Consider the following 26,531-nt stretch of genomic DNA (forward strand, 5'->3'; position numbering starts at 1 on the left):
CTCAGAGCGCGGCGCGCAGCACCGCGGCGGTCGCGACGGCGGCGGTGACGGCCTCGTGACCCTTGTCCTCCGCGGAGCCGGGCAGGCCGGCGCGGTCGAGCGCCTGCTCCTCGTTGTCGCAGGTCAGCACGCCGAAGCCGACCGGGACGCCGGTGTCGACGCTCACCTGGGTGAGGCCGGCGGTGGCCGCCTGGCAGACGTAGTCGAAGTGCGGGGTGCCGCCGCGGATCACCACGCCGAGGGCGACGACCGCGTCGTAGCCGTGGTCGGCGAGGCGCTTGGCGGCGACCGGCAGCTCGAAGGTGCCGGGGACGCGCAGCACGGTCGGCTCGGCGACGCCCAGTTCCTTGAGCGCCCGGTGGGCGCCGTCCAGCAGGCCGTTCATCACAACGTCGTGCCACTGGGCGGCGACGACGGCGACCTTGAGGTCGGCGGCGCCGTCGATGGTCAGCTCGGGGGCTCCGTGGCCGCTCATGTTCGTTCTTCCTGTCCGTCGTGGTGGTGCGTGGTGCGTGGGGTGCAGTGCGCGGGGCGTGGTGCGCGGGGCGCGTTCAGGAGTCGAGGCCGGGCAGGTCGTGGCCCATCCGGTCGCGCTTGGTGCGCAGGTAGCGCAGGTTGTGCTCACCCGGCGTGATCTCGACCGCTTCGCGCCCCTTGACCTTGAGGCCGTGCTCGGTGAGCGCGGTGAGCTTCTCCGGGTTGTTGGTGAGCAGGATGAGCGAGCGGACGCCGAGGTCCACCAGCATCTGCGCCGCGATGCTGTAGTCGCGGGCGTCGGCCGGCAGACCGAGGTCGAGGTTGGCGTCGACGGTGTCGCGCCCCTGCTCCTGGAGTTCGTAGGCGCGCAGCTTGTGGGCCAGGCCGATCCCCCGGCCCTCGTGGCCGCGCAGGTAGAGCACCACGCCGCGGCCGGACTCGGCGACCCTGTGCAGCGAGGCCTCCAACTGGGGGCCGCAGTCGCAGCGCAGCGAGCCGAAGACGTCGCCGGTCAGGCACTCGGAGTGGACCCGGACCACGACGTCCTCGCCCTCGGGCAGCCGACCGTCGGCGCCCAGGCCGCCGGCCACCAGCGCGATGTGCTCGACGCCGTCGATGGTGCCCTGGTAGCCGACGGCCGTGAACTCGCCGTGGACGGTGGGCAGGGCGGTCACGGCGGCCCGGTCGACGTGCAGCTCGGTGCGGCGACGGTAGGCGATCAGGTCCTCGATGGAGATGATCGCGAGGCCGTGCTCACGGGCGAAGGCAACCAGTTCGGGCAGCCGGGCCATGGTGCCGTCGTCGTTGACCACCTCGGCGATCGCACCGGCCGGCGGCAGCCCAGCGAGCCGGGCCAGGTCGACGGCGGCCTCGGTGTGGCCGGGGCGCACCAGCACGCCACCCTCGACCGCGCGCAGCGGGAACACGTGCCCGGGGCGGGTGAGGTCGCCGGGCTCGGTGCCGGGCGAGGACAGCAGCCGGACGGTGCGGGCGCGGTCGGCGGCGGAGATGCCGGTGTCGACCCCCTCCCGGGCGTCCACCGAGACGGTGTACGCGGTGCCCTTGCGGTCCTCGTTGACCTGGGTCATCGGCGGCAGCTTGAGCCGGTCCAGCTCCTCGCCGGTCAGCGGGGCGCAGATCACGCCGGAGCTGTAGCGGATGGTGAAGGCCATCAGCTCCGGGGTGGCGGCGGAGGCGGCGAAGACGATGTCGCCCTCGTTCTCGCGGTCCTCGTCGTCGACCACGATCACGGCGCGGCCGAGGGCGATGTCGGCGATCGCGCGCTCGACCGGGTCGAGGACGAGTTCGGGTGCCACCTCGCGGTCGCGGTCGGCGGTGTGGTTCTCGGTCATACCGTGGCTCCCTGCGGGACGTTGGCGGAGTTGACGCGCGGCTCACGGCTGCTCAGCCACCACGAGCGCAGGCCGAGCAGCACCAGGACGAAGTAGATCGAGTAGGTGAGGCCGGAGAAGGGGTAGCCGTTGTTGAAGGCGAGCGGGACGCCGACCACGTCGACGGCGATCCAGGCGAACCAGAACTCCAGCCAGCCACGGGCCTGGGCGACCATCGCGGCCAGCGTGCCGACGAAGATGTAGGCGTCCGACCAGGGGCTCCAGGACAGGCTGGGGTGGGCCGTGAACAGCCAGGCCAGCGCGACGGTGCCGGCCGCGGTGCCGACCACCAGGGCGGCCCGCTCCGGCCAGGTGGCGAAGCGGACGGCGATCGTGCCGGTGTCCCGGCGGCCCCGCCGCCACTGGGCCCAGCCCCAGGCGGCGGCGACGAGCACGATCAGCTGCTTGCCGATCAGGCCGGGGACGTGGCCCCCGAGGTAGGCGGCGATCAGCACGGCGCCGGACAGGAGTTGGAGCGGCCAGCTCCACACCGAGCGGCGCCAGCCGAAGGCCAGCCCGGCCAGGCCGAGCAGGTTGCCGAACATGTCGGCCCACTTCACGTGCTCGCCGAAGACGGTGAACGCTTCTCCACTGAGCCAGTTCACTTGGACTCTCCGGCGATCGTCGGGGGAAGGGCGCGGGAGTCGAGCAGTCGCTCGACGTACTTGGCGAGCACGTCCACTTCGAGGTTGACGCTCTCGCCGACGGCCTTGGCGCCGAGCGAGGTCAGCGCGAGGGTCGTGGGGATGAGGCTGACGGTGAAGCTGTCCCGGGCGGCCTCCACCACGGTGAGGCTGACGCCGTCGACCGTGATCGAGCCCTTCTCCACCAGGTAGCGGGAGATGGTGCCGGGCAGCGAGAAGCGCAGCACCTCCCAGCGCAGGTCACCGGCCGCGTCGCGCTCGCCGGGCTCGCGGCCCAACAGCGTGCCGGTGGCGTCGACATGGCCCTGGACGAGGTGGCCGCCGAGCCGGTCGCCGAGCGCCATGGCGCGCTCCAGGTTGACCCGGGAGCCGGGCTTCAACTCGCCGAGGCTGGAGCGGTGCAGCGTCTCGGCCATCACGTCGGCGCTGAACTCGGCGGTACCGGCCGCCAGTTGGTCGGGGCTGTCGACGACGGTCAGGCAGACGCCGTTGACCGCGATGGAGTCGCCGTGCCGCGCACCCGTACAGACCACCGGGCCGCGCAGGCGGATTCGCGAGGAGTCGCCGATCTCCTCGATCGACACGACCTCGCCGAGCTCTTCGATGATGCCGGTGAACACCCGGGTTCTCCTCGCGCTTGGGGCGCGGACTCCGGGGCGACATGGGAGATGACACGGACGGGCAACGGCGCGCGAGCCGACGGCACGACCCGTCGCCGGGATGCCGAGGCCGCCGGGAGATCGCTCGCCCGGCCCGGGAGACACCTCTCCCGCCGTTCACCTGGCCGTGGTCCACCGGGGGACCACGGATACTGCTCTTCGTCCGCCCGCGCACGCCTCCCATCCGGACTTTAACCGTCGGTCCAGGAATTTCACCTGGTCAACCGGCCGCTGGCTGCGGACGGGTCGCGGACTGTAACCGCCGGTTCGGATTTTCACCGACCCCGGAGTGCGCTGAACGTCACTGCTGTTGGGGTCATTCTGCCACGACGCGCGCAAGGCCAGGGAGAGCCTTCCGCTGTGGGCTGTTTCACGCGGATGCGGGGAATGTGCGGCCGGGTGGTAGGTGACGCCCGCAACGCGGCGGGCGTGCACGGAAAGTGGCGGGCACGTACGGAGGGTAGTGAGCGCGGCCGGAGCGCGGCGGGTGCGGTCAGAGCGTGGCGTGTGTGGCGATCGACGTGAAGTGGGTGACCACCGGCGGGTGCGCGAGGTAGCACAGCTCGCCCTCCGACCAGACCGGCCGGATCCGCCACATCGGCCCCGCGTACCCGCGCAGGGCCGCCTCGTCACGCCAGCGGCTCACCACGAGCACCCGGTGTCCGTCCTCGGTCACCGAGCGCAGCAGTTCGCCGCCCAGGCAACCGTCGGTCCGCCCGAGCTGCGGGATCACCTGGGTTGTCAGCAGCACACAGAATTCCTCGATACGACTGGCCAGGACCTGCCCGGCCCAGATCCTCACGATCACGACCACCACCTCCGAGCGGAGCGCCTGGCCCCATTATCAGCGTAAAACCGCTGGTGGGGAGGGGTGGCGGGGAAGCTTTACCGAGGAGTGCACCGCCCGGCGGCCGGGCGCTCCGGAAAGGGGTTCGGCTAGATTTCCGACATGACCAGCACACCGGAATCTGTCGTGTCGTCAACCACCGCTCCGGACGCGCCGGGCAGCCTGTTCGCCGCCCTCAGCGCAGAGGCGCTGACCGACCAGGCGCAGCTGCGCGAGATCTACGAGCAGCCCGGCGAGCACGCGCGCCGCAAGCAGGTCGACCACCTGCACGAGGTCGCGCGGCGGCTGATCGCCTGCTCCTCGCTGGTGTTCGTGGCGAGCTCGGACGCCGCCGGGCGCTGCGACGTCTCCCCGCGCGGCGGGCCGGCCGGGGTGGTCTCCGTCCTCGACGAGCACACCCTGGCCATCCCGGACGCCACCGGCAACAAGCGGTTGGACACCCTGCACAACATCCTGGAGAACGGCCGGGTCGGGCTGCTCTTCGTCGTCCCGGGCCGGGACACCACGCTGCGGGTCAACGGGCGGGCCTGCATCTCCACCGACCCGGAGCTGCTGCGACAGCTGACCGCCGTCGGCAAGCCCCCGCGCAGCGCGATCGTGGTGGCCGTCGAGGAGGTGTACGCGCACTGCCCGAAGGCCTTCCTGCGCGGCTCGGCGTGGAAGCCGGAGAACTGGCCGGCCAAGGACGCGCAGCCGACCTCGGCCGAGATCACCCTCTCGCACCTGCGGGACGAGTCGCTGACCGTCGAGATGATCGAGCAGACCGAGCGGGAGGCGCTGCTCTACCGCTACGAGTGACGAACGGTGCGGGCGGGCGCGGCCGCACTCGGTGCTCTGCGCTCGGTGCTCGGTGCTCGGTGCTCGGCGTGCTCAGGCGGCCTTGGGCACGTCCACCACCGGCGCGTCGCTGGCCGCCCGCTGGACGGCCTCGACGCCCTTGTGGGCGGCCTCCTTGCTGGAGTAGCCCTGGCCGGTGGCGACGATCTCGCCGTTGCCCGCCTTGAGCCGGAACCGGTACTTGCCGCCGGCGTCCTCGTAGACCTCGAACTTGCCCGCCATCGGGCCACCTCCTCGTACGGCGCGCGGCGCGCCTCTGGTCGACCCCCTCCAGCACCGTGCGCCCCCCGACCGGGCGGCCGCACCCGCTCGGCGGCCGGACGGGTGACGCCCCGCAACCGCGCGATCGCAGAGGTGCCGGGGCGGCCGCCGGTGGTTTGAATGGACGGATGGACTGCGTCTTCTGTGCGGTGGTGGCGGGCGAGGAGCCCGCGCACCGGGTGCTGGACGACGAGGCGGCGGTGGCCTTCCTGGACCGGCGGCCGCTGTTCCCCGGCCACGTGCTGGTCGTCCCGCGCGCCCACCGCCGCACCCTGGCGGACCTGCCGGCTGCCGAGGTGGGGCCGTTCTTCCTCCAGGTGCAGCGGGTGGCCGCCGCGGTGGAGCGCGGATTGGGCGCGGCGGGCAGCTTCGTGGCGGCGAACAACCGGATCAGCCAGTCGGTGCCGCACCTGCACGTCCACGTGGTGCCGCGCAATCCGAAGGACGGGCTGCGCGGCTTCTTCTGGCCGCGGGGGAAGTACCCGGACGAGGCGGGGGCGGCGGAGGTCGCGGCCCGGCTGCGGGCGGCGCTCGGCGGCTGAAGGGGGCGGGTCGGGGGCTGAAGGGGGCTCGTGGGGGCTCCAGGGGGCGTGCGCACCGCATTTGTGAGCCGGTTCCACCCACTCTCTTGACAGGTATAGAACACTCCGCTTGAGTCGCCGTACGGCCCCGCACCGGCCCACACCCCGGTCGGCCGCCTCCCCTGGCGCACCCCCGCACGGGACCCGGCTCCCCTGCCCCGCTCAAGTCCCTGTCACGACAACGTGCGGCCCCCACCGCACAAGGGGTGATGACGTGTCAATGAAACGCCTGCTCGCACTGCTCTCCGCCCTGGTCACGGCGCTGGCGGTCGCGGTGCTCCTCCCCGCCTCCGCCAGCGCCGCCGCCTGCGGCACGCCGTGGAGCGCGGCCACCGCCTACACCGGCGGCGCGGCCGTCTCGTACAACGGGCACAACTGGACCGCCAAGTGGTGGACCCAGAACGAGCCCCCGAGCACCGGCGGCACCGGGGTCTGGGCCGACCAGGGCTCCTGCGGCGGGTCCACCGACCCGACGCCGACCCCGACGTCCGGCACCTGCAACTACCCCGCCTGGGCCGCCGGCCACGCCTACGTCGCCGGCGACATCGTCCGGTACACCAACGGCGGCTACTACCGCGCCACCCACGACAACCCGGGCTACGACCCGGTCATCAGCACCTGGTACTGGGAGCCGTACGGCTGCGGCTCGACCCAGCCGCCCAACCCGGGCGGATTCCCGGTCAGCCAGGCCCAGTTCGACCAAATGTTCCCGGGCCGGAACTCCTTCTACACCTACCAGGGCCTGCTCGACGCGCTCGGCGCCTACCCCGGCTTCGCGGCCACCGGCAGCGACACCGTGCGCCGACAGGAGGCCGCCGCGTTCCTCGCCAACGTCAGCCACGAGACCGGCGGACTGGTGTACGTGGTCGAGCAGAACACCTCCAACTACCCGCACTACTGCGACACCTCGCAGCCGTACGGGTGCCCGGCCGGGCAGGCCGCCTACTACGGGCGCGGGCCGATCCAGCTGAGCTGGAACTTCAACTACAAAGCCGCCGGCGACGCGCTCGGCATCGACCTGCTGAACAATCCGAACCTGGTGCAGACCGACCCGGCGGTGGCCTGGAAGACCGGCCTCTGGTACTGGAACACCCAGAACGGGCCGGGCACCATGACCGCGCACAACGCCATGGTCAACGGGTACGGCTTCGGTGAGACGATCCGCAGCATCAACGGCTCGCTGGAGTGCAACGGCAACAACACCGCCCAGATGCAGCACCGGATCAGCCTGTACCAGAGCTTCGTCCAGATCCTCGGCACCGTCCCCGGGGGCAACCTGAGCTGCTGACGGCTCACTCCCCCTGTCCTGCCACGCGCCCCGCTACGCCCGGACCGGTCATCACACCGTGGTGCCCGTACGCTGCCGAGCGTAGCGGGGCGTACTCATGTGGGGGACGCATGTAGGGGCGTACTCCTGCGGGAGCAGCGGAGGGCGGTTGAAATCGTCGTTCCGGCGGACGACTTCGCAGGTCGCGGACCTCAGGGCGTGTCTTCGAACCCCCGCCTGCGCGCCGACGCCGGGGCACGCACCTCGCCGCGTTGTCGTCGGTCGCCGATGGCCCCCAGCCTCCGGCCGGGAGGTGCCCCCACCGCAGTGGCTCCCTCCTCCGCCTTGCGATGCACGCACCCCAACGCCGCCACGCCCGCCCTCCGGGCGGACGACGGGGGTTCGAAGACACGCCCTACGCTCGAGACATGAACGAACTCGCCAGCCTCGTGCAACAGACCGCCGACCGGCTCGCAGGCCAGCACGTCGGTGCGGTGGTCGCCGGGCTGGCCGGCGGCGCCGTGGAGATCCGCGGCGCCGGGCGGACCGGTCCGGGCGGCGCCGCGCCCGGGCCGCACACCCTGTTCGAAATCGGTTCCGTCACCAAGGTGTTCACCTCGCTCGTCCTCGCGCGGCTGGTGCTCGCCGACTCCGGCGGGGCCGCCACCGGGCTCGACGAACCGCTCGCCGACGTGCTCGCCGACGTACGGCCCGGCGGTGTCGCCGTCCCGGCCAGGGACGGGCAGCCGATCGCCCTGCGGCACCTCGCCACCCACACCTCCGGGCTTCCCCGGCTGCCCCGGGGCCTGCTGGCGACGGCACTGCTCAATCCCAACAAGCCCGATCCGTACGCCCATTGCAGCACCGAGTACGTCCTCGCCGGGCTGGCCCGGACGAGACTGCGGGCCAGACCCGGGCGCGGCTTCCGCTACTCCAACCTCGGCGCCGGGCTGCTCGGCCTGGCCCTCGCCCACCGGGCCGGCACCGGCTACGAGGAGCTGGTGGCGCGTGAGATATGCGAGCCGCTGGGACTGGTGGACACCCACGTGCGCTCGGGCCGGGAGCAGTCCGGGCGGCTGGCGCACGGGCACACCTCCGGCGGGCGGCCCGTGCCGTACTGGGACTTCGCGGACGTCCCCGGTATGGGCGGGCTCCGGTCGACCGCCTCCGACCTGGCGATACTCCTGCGGGCCCAGCTGGCCGCCGACCGCGAGCCGGACGCGCCGCTGGCGCCCGCGATCAGCCTCACCCGGGCGACCCGGCACCGGGTCAACCCGTTCGCCTGGATGCACCTGGGGTGGCTCGGCCACCGCCTGCACACCCAGCAGGGCGGCCACCTGCAGATCTGGCACAACGGCGGCACGGGCGGGTTCCGCTCCTTCGTGGCCTTCGATCCGGAGAAGCAGGTGGGGGTGGCGGTGCTGGTCAACACCCGCCGCTCCGCCGATCCGGCCGGGACGGCCCTGCTGCGCACGCTGCAGAACGAGTACGCGACGACGGGATGAGGTGGCGGGTCCGATCGAACGGCAGGCCGGGTCGAGTGGAGGACCGGGTGCGGCCGTCGGCGGAGCGAGGTGGAGGATGGGGTGAGGTCGTTTCAGGGCCAAGAGGTACGAATTGGCCCTGTTCGAGGGCGCGGCGGTCGGTCGATGCTGAGGATCTGACAGTCGTGGTTCCGGTTGTGGTGTTCGCTCAGCGGGAGGTGGCCGAGGTGGCGGTGGTGTGGCCCTTGTCGCGGGCGCGGTCGGTCGCGGGCGGCGACGGGCGGCTCGGCCGGGCGGTGCGGGTGTACCGGCGGTTCCGGCCGCTGCCGTGGCGGACGCGTGCCTGGCTGGACGCGGCGGCGGCCGCCGTCGCCGGGGCGGCCTGGCTGGCGAGCGGGGAGTGGTGGCCCGCGCCCGTGGTGGCCGCGGCGGCGATCACGGCCGCGAGCGGGTACGGGCGGCTGCGGCCGGCGCCGGGCCTGCGGGCCGTCCGGGTGCACGAGCGCGGGCTGGTGCTGGTCGGGGCGGACGGCGCGGAGCGGCCCCTGCCGTGGAGTGCGGTGGAGGCCACCGAGTACTCCCCCGGCGGGCGGCACGGGGTGGGCGAGCAGGGCCGGATCTGGCTGGTCGGCGCGGACGAACCGCTGGCACTGGCGCAGCTGCGGCGGCTGGACGAGCTGTTCCGGGAGCTCGACGAGCGGCTCCGCCCGACCCTCCGGGCCGCGCTGCACGAGGCGTTGCGCACGGAGGGCGGCGTCCGGTTCGCCCGGGGGCGGCTGACGCTGACGGCCGGCGGGCTGGTGCACCGGCCGCCACACCCGCTCGCCGCGACGGAGGCGTTCCGGTGGGCGGAGGTGCAGTCCGCGCGGGCCTCGGATCTCGGCGAGCTGGAGATCCGGACGCACTCGGCCGGCCTGCCGCTCACCCTCCCGGTGCCGAACGCCGGTGCGGCGGCGGCCTTCGTCGAGGAGGTCCGGGCCCGGAGCCTCTGACCGGCGGACGATTCGAGGGTTGGATTCCCGAACCCACTGCTCTGCGGTGAGTTCGGCTCCTCAACCGACCCCGGCCTGGTCCGACCTGGCCCGGCCGGCTTCCATTCGGCCGACCCCTAAGGGTCCCTGCCTGCACATCCCGGAAGGGATCTGTACGCCGCTGAGTGGACGTCAACTTCCGCTCCCCCGGCCTACCGTCCCTCACATGAACCGACTTCGCGCCACCGCCGCCGCGGCGGCCCTGCTGCTCACCCTGCCGCTGTCCGTCGCCGCCGCCGCTCCGGCCCTGGCCGCGCCCGCCGCTCCGGCGAACGCCTCCGCCTCCGCTCCCGCCCCGACCGCCGTCCACGTCGACCTGCCGCGCCCGACCGGCCCGTACGCGGTCGGGCAGGAGATCCTGCACCTGGTGGACCAGGACCGCCCGGATCCGTGGGTCCCCTCCGCCGGTCCGCGCCAGCTGATGGTGTCGATGTACTACCCCGCGAAGGCCGGGACGGGCAGCGCGGCCCCGTACATGACCCCTGCGGCCGCCCGGATGCTGCTGGACGGGAAACTCCCGGGCAACACCATCCCGACCGAGACGGTCACCGGCGCCCGGACCTGGGCGAAGTCCGACGCGCGCCCGCAGGGCGGCCACTTCCCGATGGTGGTGCTGTCACCGGGCTTCACCATGCCGCGGGCCTCGCTGAGCAGCCTCGCCGAGGACCTGACCAGCCGCGGGTACGTCGTCGCGCTGATCGACCACACCTACGAGAACACCGGGACGACGTTCCCCGACGGGCAGACCCTCCCGTGCCTGCTGTGCAACAAGCTGACGACCCCGGAGTCCTGGGCGGCCGTGGACAACAACCGGGCGAAGGACGTCTCCTTCGTCATCGACCAGCTGACCGCCCGCCCCCACCCGGCCTGGCGCTACGCCCGCATGATCGACCGCGACCGGATCGGAATGGCCGGGCACTCGGCCGGCGGCGCCTCGACCGTCCCGTCCCTGCTCACCGACGACCGGATCCGGGCCGGGGTGGACCTGGACGGCACCATGGACGTCACCGTCCCCGCCTCCGGGATCGGCGGCAAGCCCTTCCTGATGATCGGCCACCCGCTGCCCGACGGCGCCGAGGACAGCAGTTGGACGGAGAGCTGGCCGCACCTGGACGGCTGGAAGCGCTGGTTGACCTTCGCCGGCTCCAACCACGGCACCTTCACCGACTTCCCGCTGTTCTTCGAGAAGCTCAACCTGCCCCAGCCTCCCGGCACCACGATGTCGGGCGACCGGGGCGTGGAGCTCACCCGCTCGTACGTGGCGGCCTTCTTCGACCTCCAGCTGAAGGGCGTGCAGCAGCCGCTCCTCGACGGGCCGACCGCCGCCAATCCGGAGGTGACGTTCCAGCCGTAACCGGGACGTGGTGGGCGCGGCCGTCGGCAGCCTGCCGGCGGCCGCGCCGCCGCTTGTCGCCAGCCGTTCGCCGTTCGCCTTTTGCCGTTCGCCTTTTGGCGACCGCTACGCGGCCGCCGCCGCCGAGGCGATCGGTTCGAGCAGCCGGTGCGGGCGGACCAGGGAGCGGGAGACCGGGTCGTCCCGGTGCGTTCCGCCGCGGGCGGGGTTGGGGCGCATCGCGATCTCGGCCGGCGGGACGGGTGCGCCGCCGCACCTCGGGCAGACGCCGACGACGTCCAGGTCGGTGCCGCAGACCGCGTGCGCGAACAGGTGGTGCGGGCCGCCCGCGGTCGCGTGCCGGCCGCCCCAGCGGCTCAACTGGTAGAGCGGCCCCCACAGTTCGAGGCCGATCCCGGTGAGCAGGTAGCCGTGGCGCAGCGGCGCCTGCTGGTACGGCTCCTTGCGCAGCACCCCGGCCGCGACCAGGGCGTTGAGGCGGGCGGTGAGGACCGCGCGGGGGATGCCGAGGTGGGCGAGGAAGTCGTTGAAGCGCTGCACTCCGTAGAAGGCGTCGCGGAGGATCAGCAGGCTCCAGCGTTCACCGACCACCTCCAGGGCGCGGGCCAGTGCGCAGTCCTGCTGTTCGTAGTCGGTTCCCAGCGCCATGCGGGTCAGCCTAGTCCACCCGGACAGCGGGTTCAATGAACAGACCAATGGTGGTAGCGTGCCGATGGAGACGAAGGTTCATTCACCAGACCTGCAGGTCCGCGCTCCGGAGGGAACACCCCATGTCCCCCGCACCACCCGGCTCCTCCCCCGTCACCGCGCCCGCCCGGCCCGGCGCCACCCTGGCCGCCACCGCGGCCGCGACCGCGCTGGTCACCGTCGCCTACACCGCCCCCACCGCCTCGCTCGCCGCCACCGCCCAGGCCGCGCACCTCGGGGCCACCGGCCGGACCTGGATCCTCACCGGCACCCTGGTCGGCATCTCCGCCCTGCTGCTCACCGCCGGAAGCGCCGCCGACGACCACGGCCGCAAACGGGTCTTCACCTTCGGCGTGCTGCTGTTCGCGGCCGCCGAGGCGCTGGCCGCGCTGGCCCCCGGCGGCGCCGTCTACCTGGCCGCCCGGGTGCTGCTCGGCGTCGCCTCGGCCGCCGTCCTGGCACCCGCGCTCGGCCTGATCAGCCACGCCCACCCGCCCGGACCGGGCCGGATCCGGGCCCTCGGGGTCTGGGGCGCCGCCGTCGGCCTCGGCATCGCCGTCGGCCCGGTGTACGGCGCGCTGGTCGGGCAGTGGGCCGGCTGGCGCGCGGTCAGCGGCGGGATCGCGGTCGTCTCGGCCGCCGTGGCGGCGTACGCGGCCGCCGTTCTCACCGAGTCCCGGGCCGAACGGCCACGCGCCCTCGATCCGTACGGGGTGCTGACGCTGGCCGCCGGGACGTCCTGCCTGATCGCCGGGCTGGCCGAGGGGCGCGGCGGCTGGGGGCGGCCGGTGGCCGTCGCGCTGCTGGCCCTCGGCGTGCTGCTGCTGGCGCTGTTCGGGCTGGTCGAGGCGAAGACCCGGGAGCCGATGCTGGACCTCGCGCTGTTCCGCAGCCCCGGCTTCGTCGCCGCCACCGGCGGGGCACTGTTCACCGGGCTCTCGCTGGTCGGCTTCATGAGCTACCTGCCGACCCTGCTCCAGGGCGTCCTGGGCCTGTCCGGCCTGGCCGCGGGCGGGGTGCTGGCGCTCTGGTCGGGCCTGTCGGTGCTGTCCGCGCTCCAGGCGCGGCGGCTGGCGGCGCACCTGTCGGCCACCACGCAGGTCGCCGTCGGACTCGCGGTCTGCGGCCTCGGCGAGGCGGGCCTGTACGGGCTGGCGCCCGGCTCCGGCTGGCTGCGGCTGGCGCCGGGTCTGGCGGTGGCGGGCGTCGGCAGCGGGGTGCTCAACGCGGCGCTGGCCCGGCTGGCCGTCAGCAGCGTCCCGGCGCACCGGGCGGCCATGGGCTCGGGTGCCAACAACACCTCCCGGTACCTGGGCTCGGCGCTCGGCGTCGCGGTCACCGTGGCCGTCGCGGGCTCGGCCCGACCGGGCGGCCCCGGCCGGGAGGCCGCCGCCCGTGCCCTGGCGGCGGGCACCGACCGGGCCGTCCTGGTCGCCGCCGCCCTGTGCCTCGTCGGCGCGCTGCTCGCCCTGGCCGCCCGCACCGCCGAAGTCCGGGGCGCCGAAGCCCGCGCTGCCGAAGCCCGGGGCGGCTGCGCCCCGGAAACCACCCCGGCCGGCGAGCGGGTCGCGACCCGGTGAGGAGCGCGGGAAGTCGGCCCGGCCGACTTCGCGCGCTCGACCGCCGCCGGCGCAGACGGTGCCGCCAGTGCCGCCAGTGCCGCCGGGAGCTCGGCGAGTCCTTCCCGGAGCGCCCGCTGCCGCACCGGTGAGCCCGCTACGGTGAGCGGCCCGCCGGGGCCGCGTGCGAAGATGGCAGGGCTGGTGGGGACGATCTCCGGACGGTTCTCTGGCCATGGTGAACGACAACGAACACCACCAGGGCGAGCCGCAACAGGACGCCCTGCTGATTGTGCCGATCGCGACGGCGCTGATCGAGGCCGATGGCCGGATCCTGCACTGGAGCGGCGACGCGGAGGCACTGCTCGGCTACTCCCCGGGGCAGGCGGTCGGGGCCAGGGCCGCCAAGTTGCTGACCTCCGAGGAGCAGCGGCCCGAGGTGCTGGAGCTGTTCCAGCAGATCCTGAACGGCCGGCCCTGGTCCGGCGTGTTCCCGGTCCGGCACCGGGACGGGCACCTGGTGAACCTGGAGTTCCGCACCCATCCGATCACCGGGCCGGACGGCCGCACGCTGGTGCTGGCCGTCGCCTCCGACGTGACCACGCTGCGCCGGATCCAGGCGGACCTGGCGGTGCTCGACGGCTTCTTCACCCAGTCCCCCGTGGGCATGGGCGTCTTCGACCCCGAGCTGCGGTTCGTCCGGCTGAACGAGGCGCTGGCCCGGGCCAACGGCCTGCCCGTCGAGGAGCAGCTCGGCCACCGGCTCACCGAGGTGCTGCCCGGGATCAACGGCGCCGAGGCCGAGGCGGTGATGCGGCGGGTGCTGGAGAGCGGCGAACCGGTGGTGGACACCCGCTCGCACGGCCGCACCCCGGGCGACCCGCAGCGCGACCACGCGTGGTCCGCCTCGTACTTCCGGCTGGAGGAACCCGGCGGCCGGGTGCTCGGCGTGAGTTCCACCGTCATCGACGTCACCGAGCGGTTCCGCGCCGAGGCCCGGGCGGCGCGGGCCCAGGAGCGGCTGGCCCTGCTGGTCGACGCGACCGCCTCCATCGGCACCACGCTCGACCTGCGGCAGACCGCCCGGGAGCTGGCCGACACGATGGTGCCCAGGGTCGCCGACATCAGCGGGGTGTTCGCGCTGGAGGTGCTGGTGGCCGGGCGGAACGTCGAACCGCCCGACCCGGACGCGCCGCAGCTGGTCCGCCGGCTGGCCCTGGCCACCACCGACCCGCTGTACCCGGCCGAGTCACTGCCGGTGGAATCGCTGTACGAGCTGACCCCGGACTCGCCGTACGCCCGGGCGCTGGCCACCGGGCGGACGGTGGTGGTGCCGTCCTGGGAGCTGCCGCTGCTGAGCGAGGCCATCACCGAGAGCCACCGCCGGGCCTACCTCGGCGACCGGCCGCGCTCGGTGCGGATCACCCCGCTGGTCGCGCGCGGCACCACGCTCGGCATGGTGGTGTACTCGCGGCGCGGCGACCGGGAGTCGTTCGCCGAGGCCGACATCACCCTCGGCGACGAGCTGGCCTCGCGGGCCGCCGTCGCGATCGACAACGCCCGGCTGTACCTGCGCCAGCACCAGACCGTCCTGGCCCGGCAGCAGGCGCTGCGCGAGGCGAAGGCCGCCCAGGAGCGGCTGGCGCTGGTCAACGTGGCCTCCACCCGGATCGGCACCACCCTCGATCTCGCCCAGACCGCGCAGGAGTTGGCCGAGGTGGCGACGCCCAGGCTGGCCGACTCCGTGGTGGTGGAGGTGCTGGAGGAACTGGTCCGCGGCGAGCGCGAGGCCCGCGCCCCGGAGGACGGTTCGGCGCTGCTGCGGCGGATGGCCTTCCACTCGGTGCCCGGCTCGACGTTGCGGCCGGTCGCCCGGCTCGGCGGGGTGCACCGCTTCGCACCCGGCACGCCGTACGCGTGGAGCCTGGCACACCGCAAGCCGGTCCTGGTGCCGCGGATGGACGCGGAGGGGCTGGCCTGGTTCGCCGACGACCCGGTGCGCGCCGCGGCGGTGCGGGAGCAGAACGTCCACTCCTTCATGGTCGTCCCGCTGATCGCGCGCGGCACCGCGGTCGGCGTCGCGGGCTTCTACCGCACCCTGGTGGAGCGCCCGTACGAGGAGGACGACATGGCGCTGGCCGGCGAGTTGGCGGTGCGGGCCGCCGTGTCGATCGACAACGCGCTGCTGTTCACCCGCGAGCGCGACGCGGCCGCCGCCCGGCAGCGGGCGCTGGACGCGGCCCGGGCCGCGCAGCAGCGGCTGTCACTGCTCAACGAGGCCAGCACCCGGATCGGTACCACCCTCGATCTGCACCGCACCGCCCAGGAGTTGGTGGAGGTGGTGATCCCGCGCTTCGCCGACTTCGTCACCGTGGACCTGCGCGACGCGGTGCTCGGCGGCGAGGAGCCCGGCCCCGTCCCGGAGAACGAGTCGATACTGATGCGGGCGGTGGCGGTCGGCGAAACGACTCAGGACGGCACCATGACGGCGGCCTCCGACCAGGTCGGCGAGACCTCGCAGTCCGCCCAGTTGTACGCGCAGAGCCTGCGCACCCGGCGCTCGATCCTGGTCTCCGAGGTGACCGAGGAGGAGATGCGCCGGATCGCCGCCTCGCCCGACCGGGTCCAGCCGGGGCTGGCCGCCGGGGTGCACTCGTACCTGATGGTGCCGCTGGTGGCGCGCGGACTCGTGCTGGGCGGCGCGGAGTTCGTCCGCACCCGCAACCCGGAGCCGTTCGGCCCGGAGGACCGCTCACTGGCCGAGGAACTCGCCGCACGCACCGCCCTCGCGATCGACAACGGCCGGCTCTACCGGCGCGAGCGGGACACCGCGCTCACCCTCCAGCGCAGCCTGCTGCCGCAGGAGATCCACCGCACGCTCGGCCTGGACCTCGCCTACCGCTACCTGCCCAGCAGCGTGGTCAGCGAGGTCGGCGGCGACTGGTTCGACGTCGTGCCGCTCTCCTCGGGGCGGGTCGCGCTGATCGTCGGCGACGTGATGGGCCACGGCATCCGGGCCGCCGCCACCATGGGCCAACTGCGCACCGTAGCCCGGACGTTGATCACCCTGGACCTGAGTCCGGAGCGCGTCCTGCACCGGCTGGACGAGGCCTCCAGCGCCCTCGGCGAGGGCCAGTTCGCCACCTGCGTCTGCGTGGTGTACGACCCGGTGGACCGCCACTGCACCGCCGCCTGCGCCGGCCACCTGCCGCCCGTCGTCGCCGATCCGCAGGGGCGGGCGCACCTCGTCGAACTGCCGCCCGGCGCACCGCTCGGCGTCGGCGGGGTCCCGTTCGAGAGCGTGGAGTTCACCCTCCCCGAGGAGGCCATCCTGGTGCTCTACACCGACGGGCTGGTCGAGCGCCGGGGCCACGACATCGACGAGGGACTGCAGTTGCTCTGCCGGACGGTCGCCGACCGGCGCCGCTCGCTGGAGCAGACCTGCGACGCCGTCCTGGCCGAACTCACCGGCCCCACCAGCGAGGACGACATCGCCGTCATCATGGCGCAGGTCCGGCCGGTCGGCGCGGACCGGATCGCCAGCCTGCCGCTCACCGGCGACCGCGCGATGGTCGCCCACTCGCGCCGCTTCACCCGCGAGACGCTGGCCGCCTGGGGCCTCGAACCGCTCGCCGACTGGGCCGAACTGCTCACCAGCGAGCTGATCACCAACGCCCTGGTGCACGCCGGATCCCCCACCCAGCTGCGGCTGTTCTGCAACCGGGCGCTCACCGTCGAGGTCGCCGACCAGGAGAGCGAGACGCCCCGGATCCGGCGTGCCCGCGCCGAGGACGAGGGCGGGCGCGGCATCCACCTGGTCAACGAGCTCGCGCACCGCTGGGGCAGCCGCCGCACCGGGGACGGCAAGGTGGTCTGGTTCGAGCTGGAACTGCCCCCGGGCAGCCCGTCCGAGTGATCCGGCCCGCGACGGAGCCATCCGGGCCCGCGACCGGGTGGCGCGGCCTGCGACCAGGTGGCACGGCCCGCGGGCTCAGTCCGGCAGGAGCAGGTTCACGTCGCCGAACTCGTGCCAGAGGTAACGGTGCTGGACGGCAGCCCGGTAGCACTCGGCGAGCAGGGGCCGCCCGGCGACGGCGGCCAGCATCAGCAGGTGCGAGGCGCGGGGCTCGTGCCAGCCGGTGAGCAGGCCGTCGACCGCGCGCACCCCGCGCTCCGGGGTGATCACCAACTCCGTCCAGCCGTCCGCCTCCTGGACGGTGCCGTCCGGCGCGGCGGCCGACTCCAGGGCGCGCACCACCGTGGTGCCGACGGCGATCACCCGCCCGCCGCCGGCCCGCACATGGCCGACCAGGCGGGCGGTGGCCGCCGGGACGTGGAACCGCTCGGCGTACGGCGCCTCGTGCGCCTCCGGCGAGGCCACCCCGGTGTGCAGCGTGACCGGCGCGACCAGCACCCCGCGACCCGCCAGCCGGGGCACCACCTCCGCGCTGAACGGCCGTGCGGCGCTGGGCATCTCGCTGCTTCCGGGGACGGTCGCGAAGACCGTCTGGTAGGCCTCGATCGGCCAGTCGCGGTCCACGTAGCCGTACCGGATCGCCTTGCCGTACGCCTCCAGGTATGTCAACAGACTTGCTGGCAAAGTGAGTTGGGCATACCAAAGCCGGGCGGTGAACGGTGTGACCAGCTCGGCCGCGCCGCTGGCGGGCAGCGCCACCCGCAGACCGGGGCGGGCCGGGGAGTCCGCCGGCGGGTAGTAGGCGGCCGCCGCACCCGGCACCACCCGCCGCAACTCCACCAGGTAGGAGCCGCGTTGGTCGGGCTGGGCGGAGGACAGGTGCAGCGCGACCGCCGTACCGTCGGGCAGCCGGCCGGGCAGCGCGGCCGGCAGGGTGGCCGAGTTGTTGACCACCAGCAGGTCACCCGCGCGCAGCACCCCGGGCAGCTCGGTGAAGCGGTGGTGCTCGACGCTCCCCCGGTCGCGCCGGCCGACCAGCATCCGCACGCCGTCCCGCGCCCCGCCGCGCGCCTCCGCCGGTGCCCGGGCGGAGAGTTCGGGCGGCACGGCGACGTCGAGGCCGAGGTCCGCGAGTCCGGTCATCGCCCACCCCGGGCCGCGGCCCTCAGGTCCTCGACGCGGTAGCGGCCGGAGGGGGCACGGTCGTGCAGCAGTCCGAGCAGGACCGGCACCACCTCCTCGGGCAGCGGCTCGCCGGAGATGTCCTCACCGGGGCTGGCCTCCTGCAACATCCCGGTGCGCATGCTCCCCGGGTCCACCGCCCACACCCGCAACTCCGGCTCCTCCCGGGCGAGTACGGCGGTGGCGAGGTCGAGCGCCGCCTTGCTGGCGCCGTAGCCGCCCCAGCCGAGATAGGGCACGACGGCGGCGTCCGAACTGATGTTGAGCACGGCCCCGGCGTGGGCGCGCAGCTGCGGCAGGACGAGCTGGGTGAGGGCGATCGGGGCGAGCGCGTTGACCTCGAAGGTCTCCAGCAGGTCCGGCAGCGGGAAGTCGGCCAGCCGGGGCAGCGGTTCGGCGCCGGGCGCGGTGGCGCCGTTGAGCGTACCGGCGTTGTTCACCAGCAGGCTCGCGCCGCCGAGCCCGTCGGCGGCCGCGGTCAGGTGGGCGCGGTGGTCGTCGTCGACGATGGAACCGGGAAGGGCGACGACCTTGGTGACGGCGGCCAGGGCCGCCTCGGCGGCGGCGAGTCCGGCCGCGCCGCGGGCACTGATCACCAGCTGCCAGCCGTCGGCGGCGAGGGCCCGGGCGAGCGCCAGGCCGAGCCCCCGGGAGGCGCCGGTGACCACGGCGACGGGGGCGGGGGCGGTGTGCTGTGCTGCGTTCATGCCCCCACCCTCGCCCCGCAGGAGACGGCGGCGGATCGGCCACCGGAACCGGGACCCGGTCGTCCGTTGGGCTTAGAACGGCTGGGTCGCCGGACCGGGGCCGGCGGCCCAGGCCTGCGGGTCCGTCCAGGCGGCGAGGGTGCGACGGGTGTCGAAGCGGTGCTCCCGGCCGGTCAGCGGGTCGGTGAACTCGAGCACCGAGGCGAGGAGTTGGAGCGGGCGGCGGAAGTCGTCCGGGGCCGGTTCGGGCAGCACCACCGGATACACCGGGTCGCCGAGGATCGGCACGCCGAGGCCGCACATGTGCAGCCGCAGCTGGTGGGTGCGCCCGCTCAGCGGCCGCAGCCGGTAGCGGGCCAGGCCGTCGCGGCGTTCCAGCAGGTCGATCCGGCTCTCGCTGTTCGGCGGCGCGTCGAGCTCCCGGGCCGCGATCACCCCGCGCTCCTTGAGGATGTGGCTGCGCACGGTGCGCGGCAGGTCCAGCGCCGGGTCGTACGGGGCGATCGCCTGGTATTCCTTGCGCACCAGCCGGTCGCTGAACAGCGTCTGGTAGGCACCGCGCTCCTCGGGCCGCACCACGAACATGGCCAGGCCCGCGGTGAGCCGGTCGAGCCGGTGCGCGGGGCTGAGGGCGGGCAGGTCGAGACTGTGCCGCAGCCGGGACAGCGCCGTCTCGACGACGTGCCGGCCGCGCGGGGTGGTGGCCAGGAAGTGCGGCTTGTCGACAACGACCAGGTGTTCGTCGCGGTGCAGCACCTCCAGTTCGAACGGGACGTAGACCTCCTCGGGGAGGTCCCGGTAGAACCACAGGTGCGCGCCGGGCCGGAACGGCTCGTCCGGGGCGACCGGGCCGTGCTCGCCGACGATCTCGCGGCCGCTCAACGCCGCGTCGATCCGCGCGGCGCCCACGGTCGGCAGCCGCTCGACCAGGTAGGCGCGGACGGTCGGCCAGGGGCCCTCGGGCGGCAGCCGCAGGTGCACCGGGTCCACACCGTGGCGCTGCGGAAGGGGGGAGGCCGGGCGGCGGCTCTTGCGTCTCATCTCCCGGCCAGCGTAGTCCGCCCCAGGGGCGGCCTCGGCCGAGGCCGCCCCGAGGTGCCGCTCACGGGGAGTGCGGAGCACAGTGGACGGTAGGTCGCCAATCCGCCGGGAGCAGCCGGGAGGACGTGTGAGCGCAGACGGCCCGGGCGGTGTGCCGCCGCTGCACCTGCCGCGGCGCACCCGGATGCTGCTGGTCGGCGCCTTCGGGCTGCTGGTCGCCGCCGTGGTAGCCGACCTGGTGACCGGGCCGGGGACGACCCTCTCCCCCGTACTGGCCGTCGCACCGGTCCTGGCCGGGGCGACCACCCGCAGCGCCCGGGTGCCGCTGGCCGCCGGGGGCATCGCCGTCGTGGCGGTCGGGCTGCTGGAGACCACCAACACCGAACTGCCGGCCGAGGTGCACATCACCGCGCTGATCACGGTGCTCGCGGCGACCCTGGCCAGCGCCGCCAACGTCGTCCTGGTCTCGGCCCGGGAGCGGGAGCTGTTCCACGTCCGGACGGTCGCCGAGGCGGCGCAGCGGGCCCTGCTGCGCCCGCCGCCGGAGCGGATCGGGCGGCTGCGCACCGCGGTGCGCTACGTCGCGGCGGCGGCCGAGGCACGCATCGGCGGGGACCTGTACGCGGTGGTCGACACCCGTTACGGCGCCCGGATCCTGCTCGGGGACGTGCAGGGGCACGGGCTGCCGGCGGTGGAGACGGCGGCGGACGTGCTGGGGGTGTTCCGCGAGGCGGCCCGGACGGAGCCCGATCTCGGGCGGCTGGCCGAGCGGCTGGACGCGGCGCTCGCCGCCCGACCGGGCGAGGGGCGCTTCGCCACCGCGCTGCTGCTGACCGTGCCCGCGGAGCGGGGGCCGGTCGGCGTGGTCAACTGCGGGCACCCGCCCCCGCTGCTGCGCCGCGCGGGCCGGGTGCACGCGCTGACGCCGCCGTACGCCGCGCCGCCGCTCGGGCTGCTGGGGCTGACCGGTGACGGGTATCCGACGGGCCGCTTCGAGCCGCTGCCGGGGGACGTGCTGCTCCTGTACACCGACGGCATCACCGAGGCCCGCAACGCCGAGGGGCGGTTCTACCCGCTGGAGGAGCGGCTGCCGGGGCTGCCCGCGGGGAGCCCGGCGGACCTGCTGGAGGACCTGCTCGCGGACGTCGACGGCTGGGTCGGCGACGCCGGGCTGACGGACGACGCGGCGCTGCTGGCGCTCCGCTGGGAGCACTGACGGGCGGACGAGCGGACGGGCGGGTCGGCGGAGCAGTGACGGCCCGGCCGATTGTCAGAGCCGTGTGCAAGGCTTCGCACACGGTCGGTGAGGGGCCGGCCGGGTAACGATCGTCGGGAGGAGAGCACCATGGGGTCCAAGGCCAGCGGGTCGTTCGAGCTGACCAGCTTCGAACCGGTGGAGACGGAGGAGCGCGAGGGTGCGGCCTTCGGGCGGGTCCGGATCTCCAAGAACTTCACGGGCGGGCTGAGCGGCACCAGCGAGGTGCGGATGCTCTCCGTCGCGGGCCCCTCGGGCGGCCCGGCGTCGTACGTCGCGGTGGAGCACGTGACGGGCGAACTGGACGGGCGGAGGGGCTCGTTCGTGCTCCAGCACGCGGCGTGGGACACCGGCGGGACGACCATACGCGTGGTGCCGGGCACCGGGTCGGGCGAGCTGGCCGGGCTCACCGGCGAGTTCCGCCTGACCGTCGACGAGGCCGGCACCCACACCTACGTCCTGGAGTACGAGCTGGGCTGATCACCTGGTCTCCCCCGCGCGCCGCGTGCCGCACACACCGGGCTGCCGTCCGCGCTGCCACGATGATGCGATCAGTGCACGATCGACATCGGAGGGTGACGCATGCCCGGTACGACGATGGCGGCGGACGGCACGCCGGTCGCGGTGCTGGCCGCGAATACGGTCGCGGCGCCGGTCACGGTCGAGGAGGTGGTCGGTCGGCTGCGGGAGATCGGGGCGGGTCTGCCCCCGGCGGACGGGGTGGCGGTCTTCAACCGGCTCTACCTCACCGTCACGGAGGCCGTCCGCGACCGGCTCGGCGGCTCGTACTTCGCCGATCCGGCGGCGATGGCCGAACTGGACACGGTGTTCGCCGGGCGCTACCTGCTGGCCGTGGCCGCCGACGCGGCCGGGCAGGAGCCGCCCGCCTGCTGGCGGCCGCTGTTCGCGCTGCGCGCCCACCCGGGGGTGCACCCGCTGCAGTTCGCGCTGGCCGGGATGAACGCCCACATCCAGCACGACCTGCCGCTCGCCGTCGTCGACACCTGCCTGCGGCGGGGCTGCGAGCCGGCCGGGCTCGCGGTGGACTACCACCGGATCAACGGCCTGCTGGCGGAGGTGGAGACGGCCGTCCGGGAGCAGCTGATGCCCGGCCCGGACGTGCTGGAGCGCGCCGAGCCGCTCACCCACCTGCTCGGCGTCTGGTCGGTGGAGGCCGCCCGCGAGGGGGCGTGGTCCGCCGTCCAGGCGCTCTGGGAGCTGCGCACGGTGCCGACCGCCGCGCGGGCCTTCGCCGCCGCCCTGGACTGCTCGGCCGGCCTGCTCGGCCACGCCCTGCTGCTCCCGCTCGGCCCGCACCCCGCGCGGGACGCAGCCGGCGGCGCACCACGCACGGCGGACGCACCGGGCACGGCGGCCGCCGCACCGGACACACCAGGCAAGGCACTGCACGCACCGGGCACGGTGGCCGGCCGGCTCCCCGAAGCGAGGAACCGGCCGGCCGGTGAAGGAGCGGGCGCTCGGGCCCGGCCCGATCAGGCCCAGCTGGAGTGCAGCGGCTTGCCCTCGGCGTAGCCGGCCGCGCTCTGGATGCCGACGATCGCCTTCTCCTGGAACTCCTCCAGGGTGTTGGCGCCCGCGTAGGTGCAGGAGCTGCGCACACCGGCCACGATCGAGTCGATCAGGTCCTCGACGCCCGGGCGGGCCGGGTCGACGAACATCCGGGAGTGCGAGATGCCCTCCTCGAACAGCGCCTTGCGGGCCCGGTCGTACGAGGAGTCCTGGGAGGTGCGGTTGCTGACCGCACGGGCCGAGGCCATGCCGAAGCTCTCCTTGTACTGGCGGCCGTCGGCGGCGGTCTGCAGGTCGCCCGGGGACTCGTAGGTGCCAGCGAACCAGGAGCCGATCATCACGTTGGAGGCGCCGGCGGCCAGTGCCATCGCGACGTCGCGCGGGTGGCGGACGCCGCCGTCGGCCCACACGTGCTTGCCGAGCCGGCGCGCCTCGGCGGCGCACTCCAGGACGGCGGAGAACTGCGGGCGGCCGACGCCGGTCATCATCCGGGTGGTGCACATGGCGCCGGGGCCGACGCCGACCTTGAGGATGTCGGCGCCGGCCTCGACCAGGTCGCGGACACCGGCGGCGGAGACCACGTTGCCGGCCACGATCGGGATCCGCGGGTCGAGGCCGCGCACCGCGCGCAGCGCGCTGATCATCGATTCCTGGTGGCCGTGCGCGGTGTCCACGACCAGCACGTCGGCGCCGGCGTCGATCAGGGCCTTGGCCTTGCCGGCCACGTCGCCGTTGATGCCGACGGTGGCGGCGATCCGCAGCTTGCCGGCGGCGTCCACGGCCGGGGTGTACAGGGTGGCGCGCAGCGCGCCCTTGCGGGTGAGGATGCCGACGAGCCGGCCCTCGGCGTCGACGACCGGGGCGAGCTTGCGGTGCGCCTCGGTGAGCTTGTCGAAGGCGGTGCGCGGGTCGATGCCCTCGTCCAGGAGCAGCAGGTCGCGGGACATCACGTCGGCGAGGCTGGTGAAGCGGTCCACGCCCTGGCAGTCGGAGTCGGTGACGACGCCGACCGGCTTGCCGTCCTCGACGACCACGAGGGCGCCGTGCGCGCGCTTGGGCAGCAGCGACAGCGCCTCGGCGACGGTGGCGCCGGGGGCGAGGGTGATCGGGGTGTCGTGCACCAGGTGGCGCTGCTTGACCCAGGAGACGACCTCGGCGATGACCTCGGTGGGGATGTCCTGCGGGATGGCGACCAGGCCGCCGCGGCGGGCGACGGTCTCGGCCATCCGGCGGCCCGCGATGGCGGTCATGTTGGCGACGACCAGCGGGATGGTGGTGCCGGTGCCGTCGTCCGAGGAGAGGTCGACCGCCTGCCGGGAGCCCACGGCGGAACGGCTGGGGACCATGAAGACGTCGTCGTACGTCAAGTCGTACGAGGGCTTGAGGTCGTTCAGGAAGCGCATGAAGGGGGCTCTCTGGCTGGGAGAAATTACACCTCGGGTGCGGTTGCGGCACTGCCGCCGGGCGCACTCGGGCGCCCGGCACCCAGCATTCGATTCTCCGGGACGGTGGGATCAAAAGCCAGTTCGAGGCCCATTGCTGGCACTGTGTACAAACCATGATCAATGCTCCGCGCGTAGACTTGGACGATCATCCAAAGCGGACGGTTTTCGCCCCGGCCAGGGCCGCTCCCGTAGCATTCACGCGGTAACGGCGAGGCGAGCGGGAAGCGGCGACAGGCAATGACGGCGGGCGTGGACATCAAGCAGGACCAGAGCGACACGGACACCGGGGAGGAGATCGACTACGGTCCCGGCCTCGACCCCGAGCGGCTGCGGCTCTGCCTGGACGTGCTCGCCGAGCTCGACCAGCTGCACGTCGACCACCCGGACGCGATCACCGTCCGCCAGGCCGTCGGCGGCATATTCCGGACGCTCAAGCAGCGCCGCCGCCAGGAGACCCGGGCCCGCAAGACCGCCAACGACCGCGAGGTCACCGCGCGCACCGCCACCGGCGCCCCCAGCCGGATCGACGACGAGACCGCCGGCGCCTTCGGCCTGACCACCGTCACCAGCACCGAGATCGCCGGCATCCTGGAGCGGCCCCGCTCCTGCTACACGTGCAAGCAGCGGTACGTCGAGGTCGACGCGTTCTACCACAACCTCTGCCAGGACTGCGCCGTCAAGAACCGGTCCCACCGGGACGCCCGCGCCGACCTCACCGGCAAGCGCGCGCTGCTCACCGGCGGCCGGGCCAAGATCGGCATGTACATCGCGCTGATGCTGCTGCGCGACGGCGCCCACACCACCATCACCACGCGCTTCCCCAACGACGCCATCCGCCGCTTCACCGCGATGCCGGACAGCGCCGAGTGGATCCACCGCCTCAAGGTCATCGGCATCGACCTGCGCGACCCGGCCCAGGTCATGGCGCTCGCCGACGAGGTCGCCGCCGACGGCCCGCTGGACATCCTGATCAACAACGCCGCGCAGACCGTGCGCCGCCCGCCGGAGTCCTACCGCGAGCTGCTCGCCGCCGAGTCCGCGCCGCTGCCGGCCGGCGAGCTGCCGCAGGCCACCACCATCGGCCGCTTCGGCAGCGGCAGCGTCGACCTTCCCGCCCTCCCCCACCAGGCGAGCGGCGACGCGCAGCGGATGGCCGCCGAGGACGTCACCTCGCTCGCGCTCGTCACCGGCTCCGCCACGCCCGCCCGGATCGAGGCCGGCACCGCGATCGACGCCGGCGGGCTGGTGCCCGACCTCGCGCCCACCAACAGCTGGGTGCAGACCGTCCAGGAGGTCGGCCCGGTCGAGCTGCTGGAGGTCCAACTCTGCAACTCCACCGCGCCGTTCATCCTGATCAGCCAGCTGCGCCCGGCGATGGCCGCCTCCGCCTCCCGCCGCAAGTACGTGGTCAACGTCTCCGCGATGGAGGGCGTGTTCCAGCGCGGCTACAAGGGCGCCGGCCACCCGCACACCAACATGGCCAAGGCCGCGCTCAACATGCTCACCCGCACCAGCGCGCACGAGATGTTCGAGACCGACGGCATCCTGATGACCGCCGTCGACACCGGCTGGATCACCGACGAGCGGCCGCACCCGGACAAGATGCGGCTGGCCGACGAGGGCTTCCACGCCCCGCTCGACCTGGTCGACGGCGCGGCCCGGGTGTACGACCCGATCGTCCGCGGCGAGCTCGGCGAGGACCTGTACGGCTGCTTCCTGAAGGACTACGAGCGCTCCAACTGGTAATCCCCGGTCCCCGCGAGGATCCCCGCGAAGGAGATGGCGAATTGACCACCGCACCGCTGCTCGGCGCAGGAATCATCGTGCCCACCGGGGACGGCCGGGTGCTGATCGGTCGGCGCACCACCGCCGGCGAGCCGCCCACCTGGAGCCTGCCCGGCGGAAAGGTCGATCCCGGCGAGTCCTTCGAGCAGACCGCGGCCCGCGAACTCGCCGAGGAGACCGGCATCGTGCTGCCCGCCGAGCAGATGCGGGTGCTCGCCCTCCTGCTCGACCACGAGCTCGGCCGGCCCCGGCTGACCGCCGCCGTGCTGGCGCCGCCGAGCCTGGCCGAGGCGGTCGTCACCGAGCCGCACGCCTGCGGCGGCTGGGAGCGCGTCGCGCTGGACGCGCTGCCGGAGCCGATGTTCTACCCGTCCTCGCTGGTCCTCGGCAGCTGGCTGCCGGAACGGCCGTCGGCGGTCCGGGCCGGAACGACCGGGTACCCCGTCACCCGCTGAGGGCGACGGGGTACGCCCGGGCGGCGACGGTCCAGCCCACCCGGGCGGCGACGGTCCAGCCCACCCGGGCGGCGACGGTCCAGCCCACCCGGGCGGCGACGGTCCAGCCCACCCGGGCGGCGACGGTCCAGCCCCG

The 26,531-nt window shown here is 74.1% G+C and carries 24 protein-coding genes and 1 riboswitch; of the genes, 13 read left to right on the plus strand and 11 right to left on the minus strand.

What is annotated here, in order from left to right; translation table 11 throughout:
• Position 1: 1 nt before the first annotated feature.
• From ribH to AB0R04_RS09975, 5 genes are all read right to left on the minus strand, one after another.
• Positions 2-475: a 6,7-dimethyl-8-ribityllumazine synthase gene (gene ribH / locus AB0R04_RS09955; RefSeq protein ID WP_363369703.1), complete on the minus strand. Its 474-nt coding sequence runs from the start codon at positions 473-475 to the stop codon at positions 2-4.
• A gap of 76 nt (positions 476-551) precedes the next feature.
• Positions 552-1,829, minus strand: a complete 1,278-nt coding sequence (locus AB0R04_RS09960) for a bifunctional 3,4-dihydroxy-2-butanone-4-phosphate synthase/GTP cyclohydrolase II (RefSeq protein WP_363369705.1) — start codon at positions 1,827-1,829, stop codon at positions 552-554.
• Positions 1,826-2,413, minus strand: a complete 588-nt coding sequence (locus AB0R04_RS09965) for a nicotinamide mononucleotide transporter family protein (RefSeq protein WP_079136192.1) — start codon at positions 2,411-2,413, stop codon at positions 1,826-1,828. Before AB0R04_RS09965 ends, AB0R04_RS09960 begins: the two co-directional genes overlap by 4 nt.
• Positions 2,414-2,469: 56 nt before the next feature.
• The gene (locus tag AB0R04_RS09970) at positions 2,470-3,132 is read right to left on the minus strand and encodes a riboflavin synthase (protein ID WP_363369707.1); all 663 of its coding nucleotides are present in this window, start codon (positions 3,130-3,132) and stop codon (positions 2,470-2,472) included.
• Positions 3,133-3,339: 207 nt separating this feature from the next.
• A riboswitch (FMN riboswitch) is annotated at positions 3,340-3,467 on the minus strand.
• Positions 3,468-3,664: 197 nt separating this feature from the next.
• Positions 3,665-3,979, minus strand: coding sequence for an antibiotic biosynthesis monooxygenase (locus tag AB0R04_RS09975; RefSeq protein ID WP_363369709.1), 315 nt, complete (start codon positions 3,977-3,979; stop codon positions 3,665-3,667).
• A 141-nt stretch (positions 3,980-4,120) separates the two neighbouring features.
• On the opposite strand from AB0R04_RS09975, the gene AB0R04_RS09980 reads away from it, so the two are divergent.
• Complete coding sequence (locus tag AB0R04_RS09980; protein ID WP_363369711.1) at positions 4,121-4,816, plus strand: MSMEG_1061 family FMN-dependent PPOX-type flavoprotein; 696 nt, start codon at positions 4,121-4,123, stop codon at positions 4,814-4,816.
• A 72-nt stretch (positions 4,817-4,888) separates the two neighbouring features.
• Here the strand turns inward: AB0R04_RS09980 and AB0R04_RS09985 are convergent, their stop codons facing one another.
• Complete coding sequence (locus tag AB0R04_RS09985; RefSeq protein WP_063346479.1) at positions 4,889-5,077, minus strand: DUF1508 domain-containing protein; 189 nt, start codon at positions 5,075-5,077, stop codon at positions 4,889-4,891.
• Between the two features lie 167 nt (positions 5,078-5,244).
• Between AB0R04_RS09985 and AB0R04_RS09990 the strand changes: the two genes are divergently transcribed.
• The 5 genes from AB0R04_RS09990 (at position 5,245) to AB0R04_RS10010 (ending at position 10,833) form a co-directional block, all read left to right on the plus strand.
• Entirely contained in the window at positions 5,245-5,658 is a 414-nt protein-coding gene (locus AB0R04_RS09990) for an HIT family protein (protein ID WP_363369713.1), read from the plus strand.
• 259 nt (positions 5,659-5,917) lie between these two features.
• The gene (locus AB0R04_RS09995; RefSeq protein WP_363369771.1) at positions 5,918-6,985 is read left to right on the plus strand and encodes a glycoside hydrolase family 19 protein; all 1,068 of its coding nucleotides are present in this window, start codon (positions 5,918-5,920) and stop codon (positions 6,983-6,985) included.
• 407 nt (positions 6,986-7,392) lie between these two features.
• Positions 7,393-8,469: a serine hydrolase domain-containing protein gene (locus tag AB0R04_RS10000; protein ID WP_363369715.1), complete on the plus strand. Its 1,077-nt coding sequence runs from the start codon at positions 7,393-7,395 to the stop codon at positions 8,467-8,469.
• A 164-nt stretch (positions 8,470-8,633) separates the two neighbouring features.
• A complete protein-coding gene (locus AB0R04_RS10005) occupies positions 8,634-9,440 on the plus strand; it encodes a hypothetical protein (protein WP_363369716.1) in 807 nt (268 codons plus the stop codon).
• Between the two features lie 205 nt (positions 9,441-9,645).
• A complete protein-coding gene (locus AB0R04_RS10010; protein ID WP_363369718.1) occupies positions 9,646-10,833 on the plus strand; it encodes an alpha/beta hydrolase in 1,188 nt (395 codons plus the stop codon).
• A gap of 105 nt (positions 10,834-10,938) precedes the next feature.
• Here the strand turns inward: AB0R04_RS10010 and AB0R04_RS10015 are convergent, their stop codons facing one another.
• Positions 10,939-11,481 (minus strand): helix-turn-helix domain-containing protein, encoded by a 543-nt coding sequence (locus AB0R04_RS10015; RefSeq protein WP_363369720.1) that lies wholly within the window; start codon positions 11,479-11,481, stop codon positions 10,939-10,941.
• A gap of 122 nt (positions 11,482-11,603) precedes the next feature.
• Here AB0R04_RS10015 and AB0R04_RS10020 point away from each other — a divergent pair, with 122 nt between their 5' ends.
• Together AB0R04_RS10020 and AB0R04_RS10025 are read left to right on the plus strand one after the other, a co-directional pair.
• Positions 11,604-13,100, plus strand: coding sequence for an MFS transporter (locus tag AB0R04_RS10020; protein ID WP_363369722.1), 1,497 nt, complete (start codon positions 11,604-11,606; stop codon positions 13,098-13,100).
• A 214-nt stretch (positions 13,101-13,314) separates the two neighbouring features.
• Positions 13,315-16,995 (plus strand): SpoIIE family protein phosphatase, encoded by a 3,681-nt coding sequence (locus AB0R04_RS10025; protein WP_363369724.1) that lies wholly within the window; start codon positions 13,315-13,317, stop codon positions 16,993-16,995.
• Positions 16,996-17,070: 75 nt separating this feature from the next.
• Here the strand turns inward: AB0R04_RS10025 and AB0R04_RS10030 are convergent, their stop codons facing one another.
• The 3 genes from AB0R04_RS10030 to AB0R04_RS10040 form a co-directional block, all read right to left on the minus strand.
• Complete coding sequence (locus AB0R04_RS10030; RefSeq protein WP_363369726.1) at positions 17,071-18,138, minus strand: S-adenosylmethionine:tRNA ribosyltransferase-isomerase; 1,068 nt, start codon at positions 18,136-18,138, stop codon at positions 17,071-17,073.
• Positions 18,135-18,884, minus strand: coding sequence for an SDR family NAD(P)-dependent oxidoreductase (locus tag AB0R04_RS10035; RefSeq protein WP_363369728.1), 750 nt, complete (start codon positions 18,882-18,884; stop codon positions 18,135-18,137). The genes AB0R04_RS10030 and AB0R04_RS10035 overlap by 4 nt, the downstream gene beginning before the upstream one ends.
• Before the next feature lie 72 nt (positions 18,885-18,956).
• Entirely contained in the window at positions 18,957-19,925 is a 969-nt protein-coding gene (locus AB0R04_RS10040) for a pseudouridine synthase (RefSeq protein ID WP_363369730.1), read from the minus strand.
• Positions 19,926-20,052: 127 nt separating this feature from the next.
• On the opposite strand from AB0R04_RS10040, the gene AB0R04_RS10045 reads away from it, so the two are divergent.
• The 3 genes from AB0R04_RS10045 to AB0R04_RS10055 all read left to right on the plus strand — a co-directional run bounded on the left by AB0R04_RS10045 (position 20,053) and on the right by AB0R04_RS10055 (position 22,713).
• Positions 20,053-21,141, plus strand: coding sequence for a PP2C family protein-serine/threonine phosphatase (locus tag AB0R04_RS10045; protein WP_363369732.1), 1,089 nt, complete (start codon positions 20,053-20,055; stop codon positions 21,139-21,141).
• Positions 21,142-21,270: 129 nt separating this feature from the next.
• Positions 21,271-21,660, plus strand: coding sequence for a DUF3224 domain-containing protein (locus AB0R04_RS10050; RefSeq protein ID WP_363369734.1), 390 nt, complete (start codon positions 21,271-21,273; stop codon positions 21,658-21,660).
• A gap of 102 nt (positions 21,661-21,762) precedes the next feature.
• The gene (locus AB0R04_RS10055; RefSeq protein ID WP_363369736.1) at positions 21,763-22,713 is read left to right on the plus strand and encodes a DUF5995 family protein; all 951 of its coding nucleotides are present in this window, start codon (positions 21,763-21,765) and stop codon (positions 22,711-22,713) included.
• Here AB0R04_RS10055 and AB0R04_RS10060 read toward each other — a convergent pair.
• Complete coding sequence (locus AB0R04_RS10060; RefSeq protein ID WP_363369738.1) at positions 22,674-24,113, minus strand: GuaB1 family IMP dehydrogenase-related protein; 1,440 nt, start codon at positions 24,111-24,113, stop codon at positions 22,674-22,676. The genes AB0R04_RS10055 and AB0R04_RS10060 overlap by 40 nt on opposite strands.
• A gap of 297 nt (positions 24,114-24,410) precedes the next feature.
• Between AB0R04_RS10060 and AB0R04_RS10065 the strand changes: the two genes are divergently transcribed.
• Both AB0R04_RS10065 and AB0R04_RS10070 read left to right on the plus strand, forming a co-directional pair.
• On the plus strand, positions 24,411-25,901 hold the full coding sequence (locus tag AB0R04_RS10065) for an SDR family NAD(P)-dependent oxidoreductase (RefSeq protein WP_363369773.1): 1,491 nt from the start codon (positions 24,411-24,413) through the stop codon (positions 25,899-25,901).
• A 41-nt stretch (positions 25,902-25,942) separates the two neighbouring features.
• Complete coding sequence (locus AB0R04_RS10070; RefSeq protein ID WP_063346495.1) at positions 25,943-26,395, plus strand: NUDIX domain-containing protein; 453 nt, start codon at positions 25,943-25,945, stop codon at positions 26,393-26,395.
• Positions 26,396-26,531: the final 136 nt, after the last annotated feature.

The organism is Kitasatospora sp. NPDC056731, from assembly GCF_040687675.1.
GTDB lineage: Bacteria > Actinomycetota > Actinomycetes > Streptomycetales > Streptomycetaceae > Kitasatospora.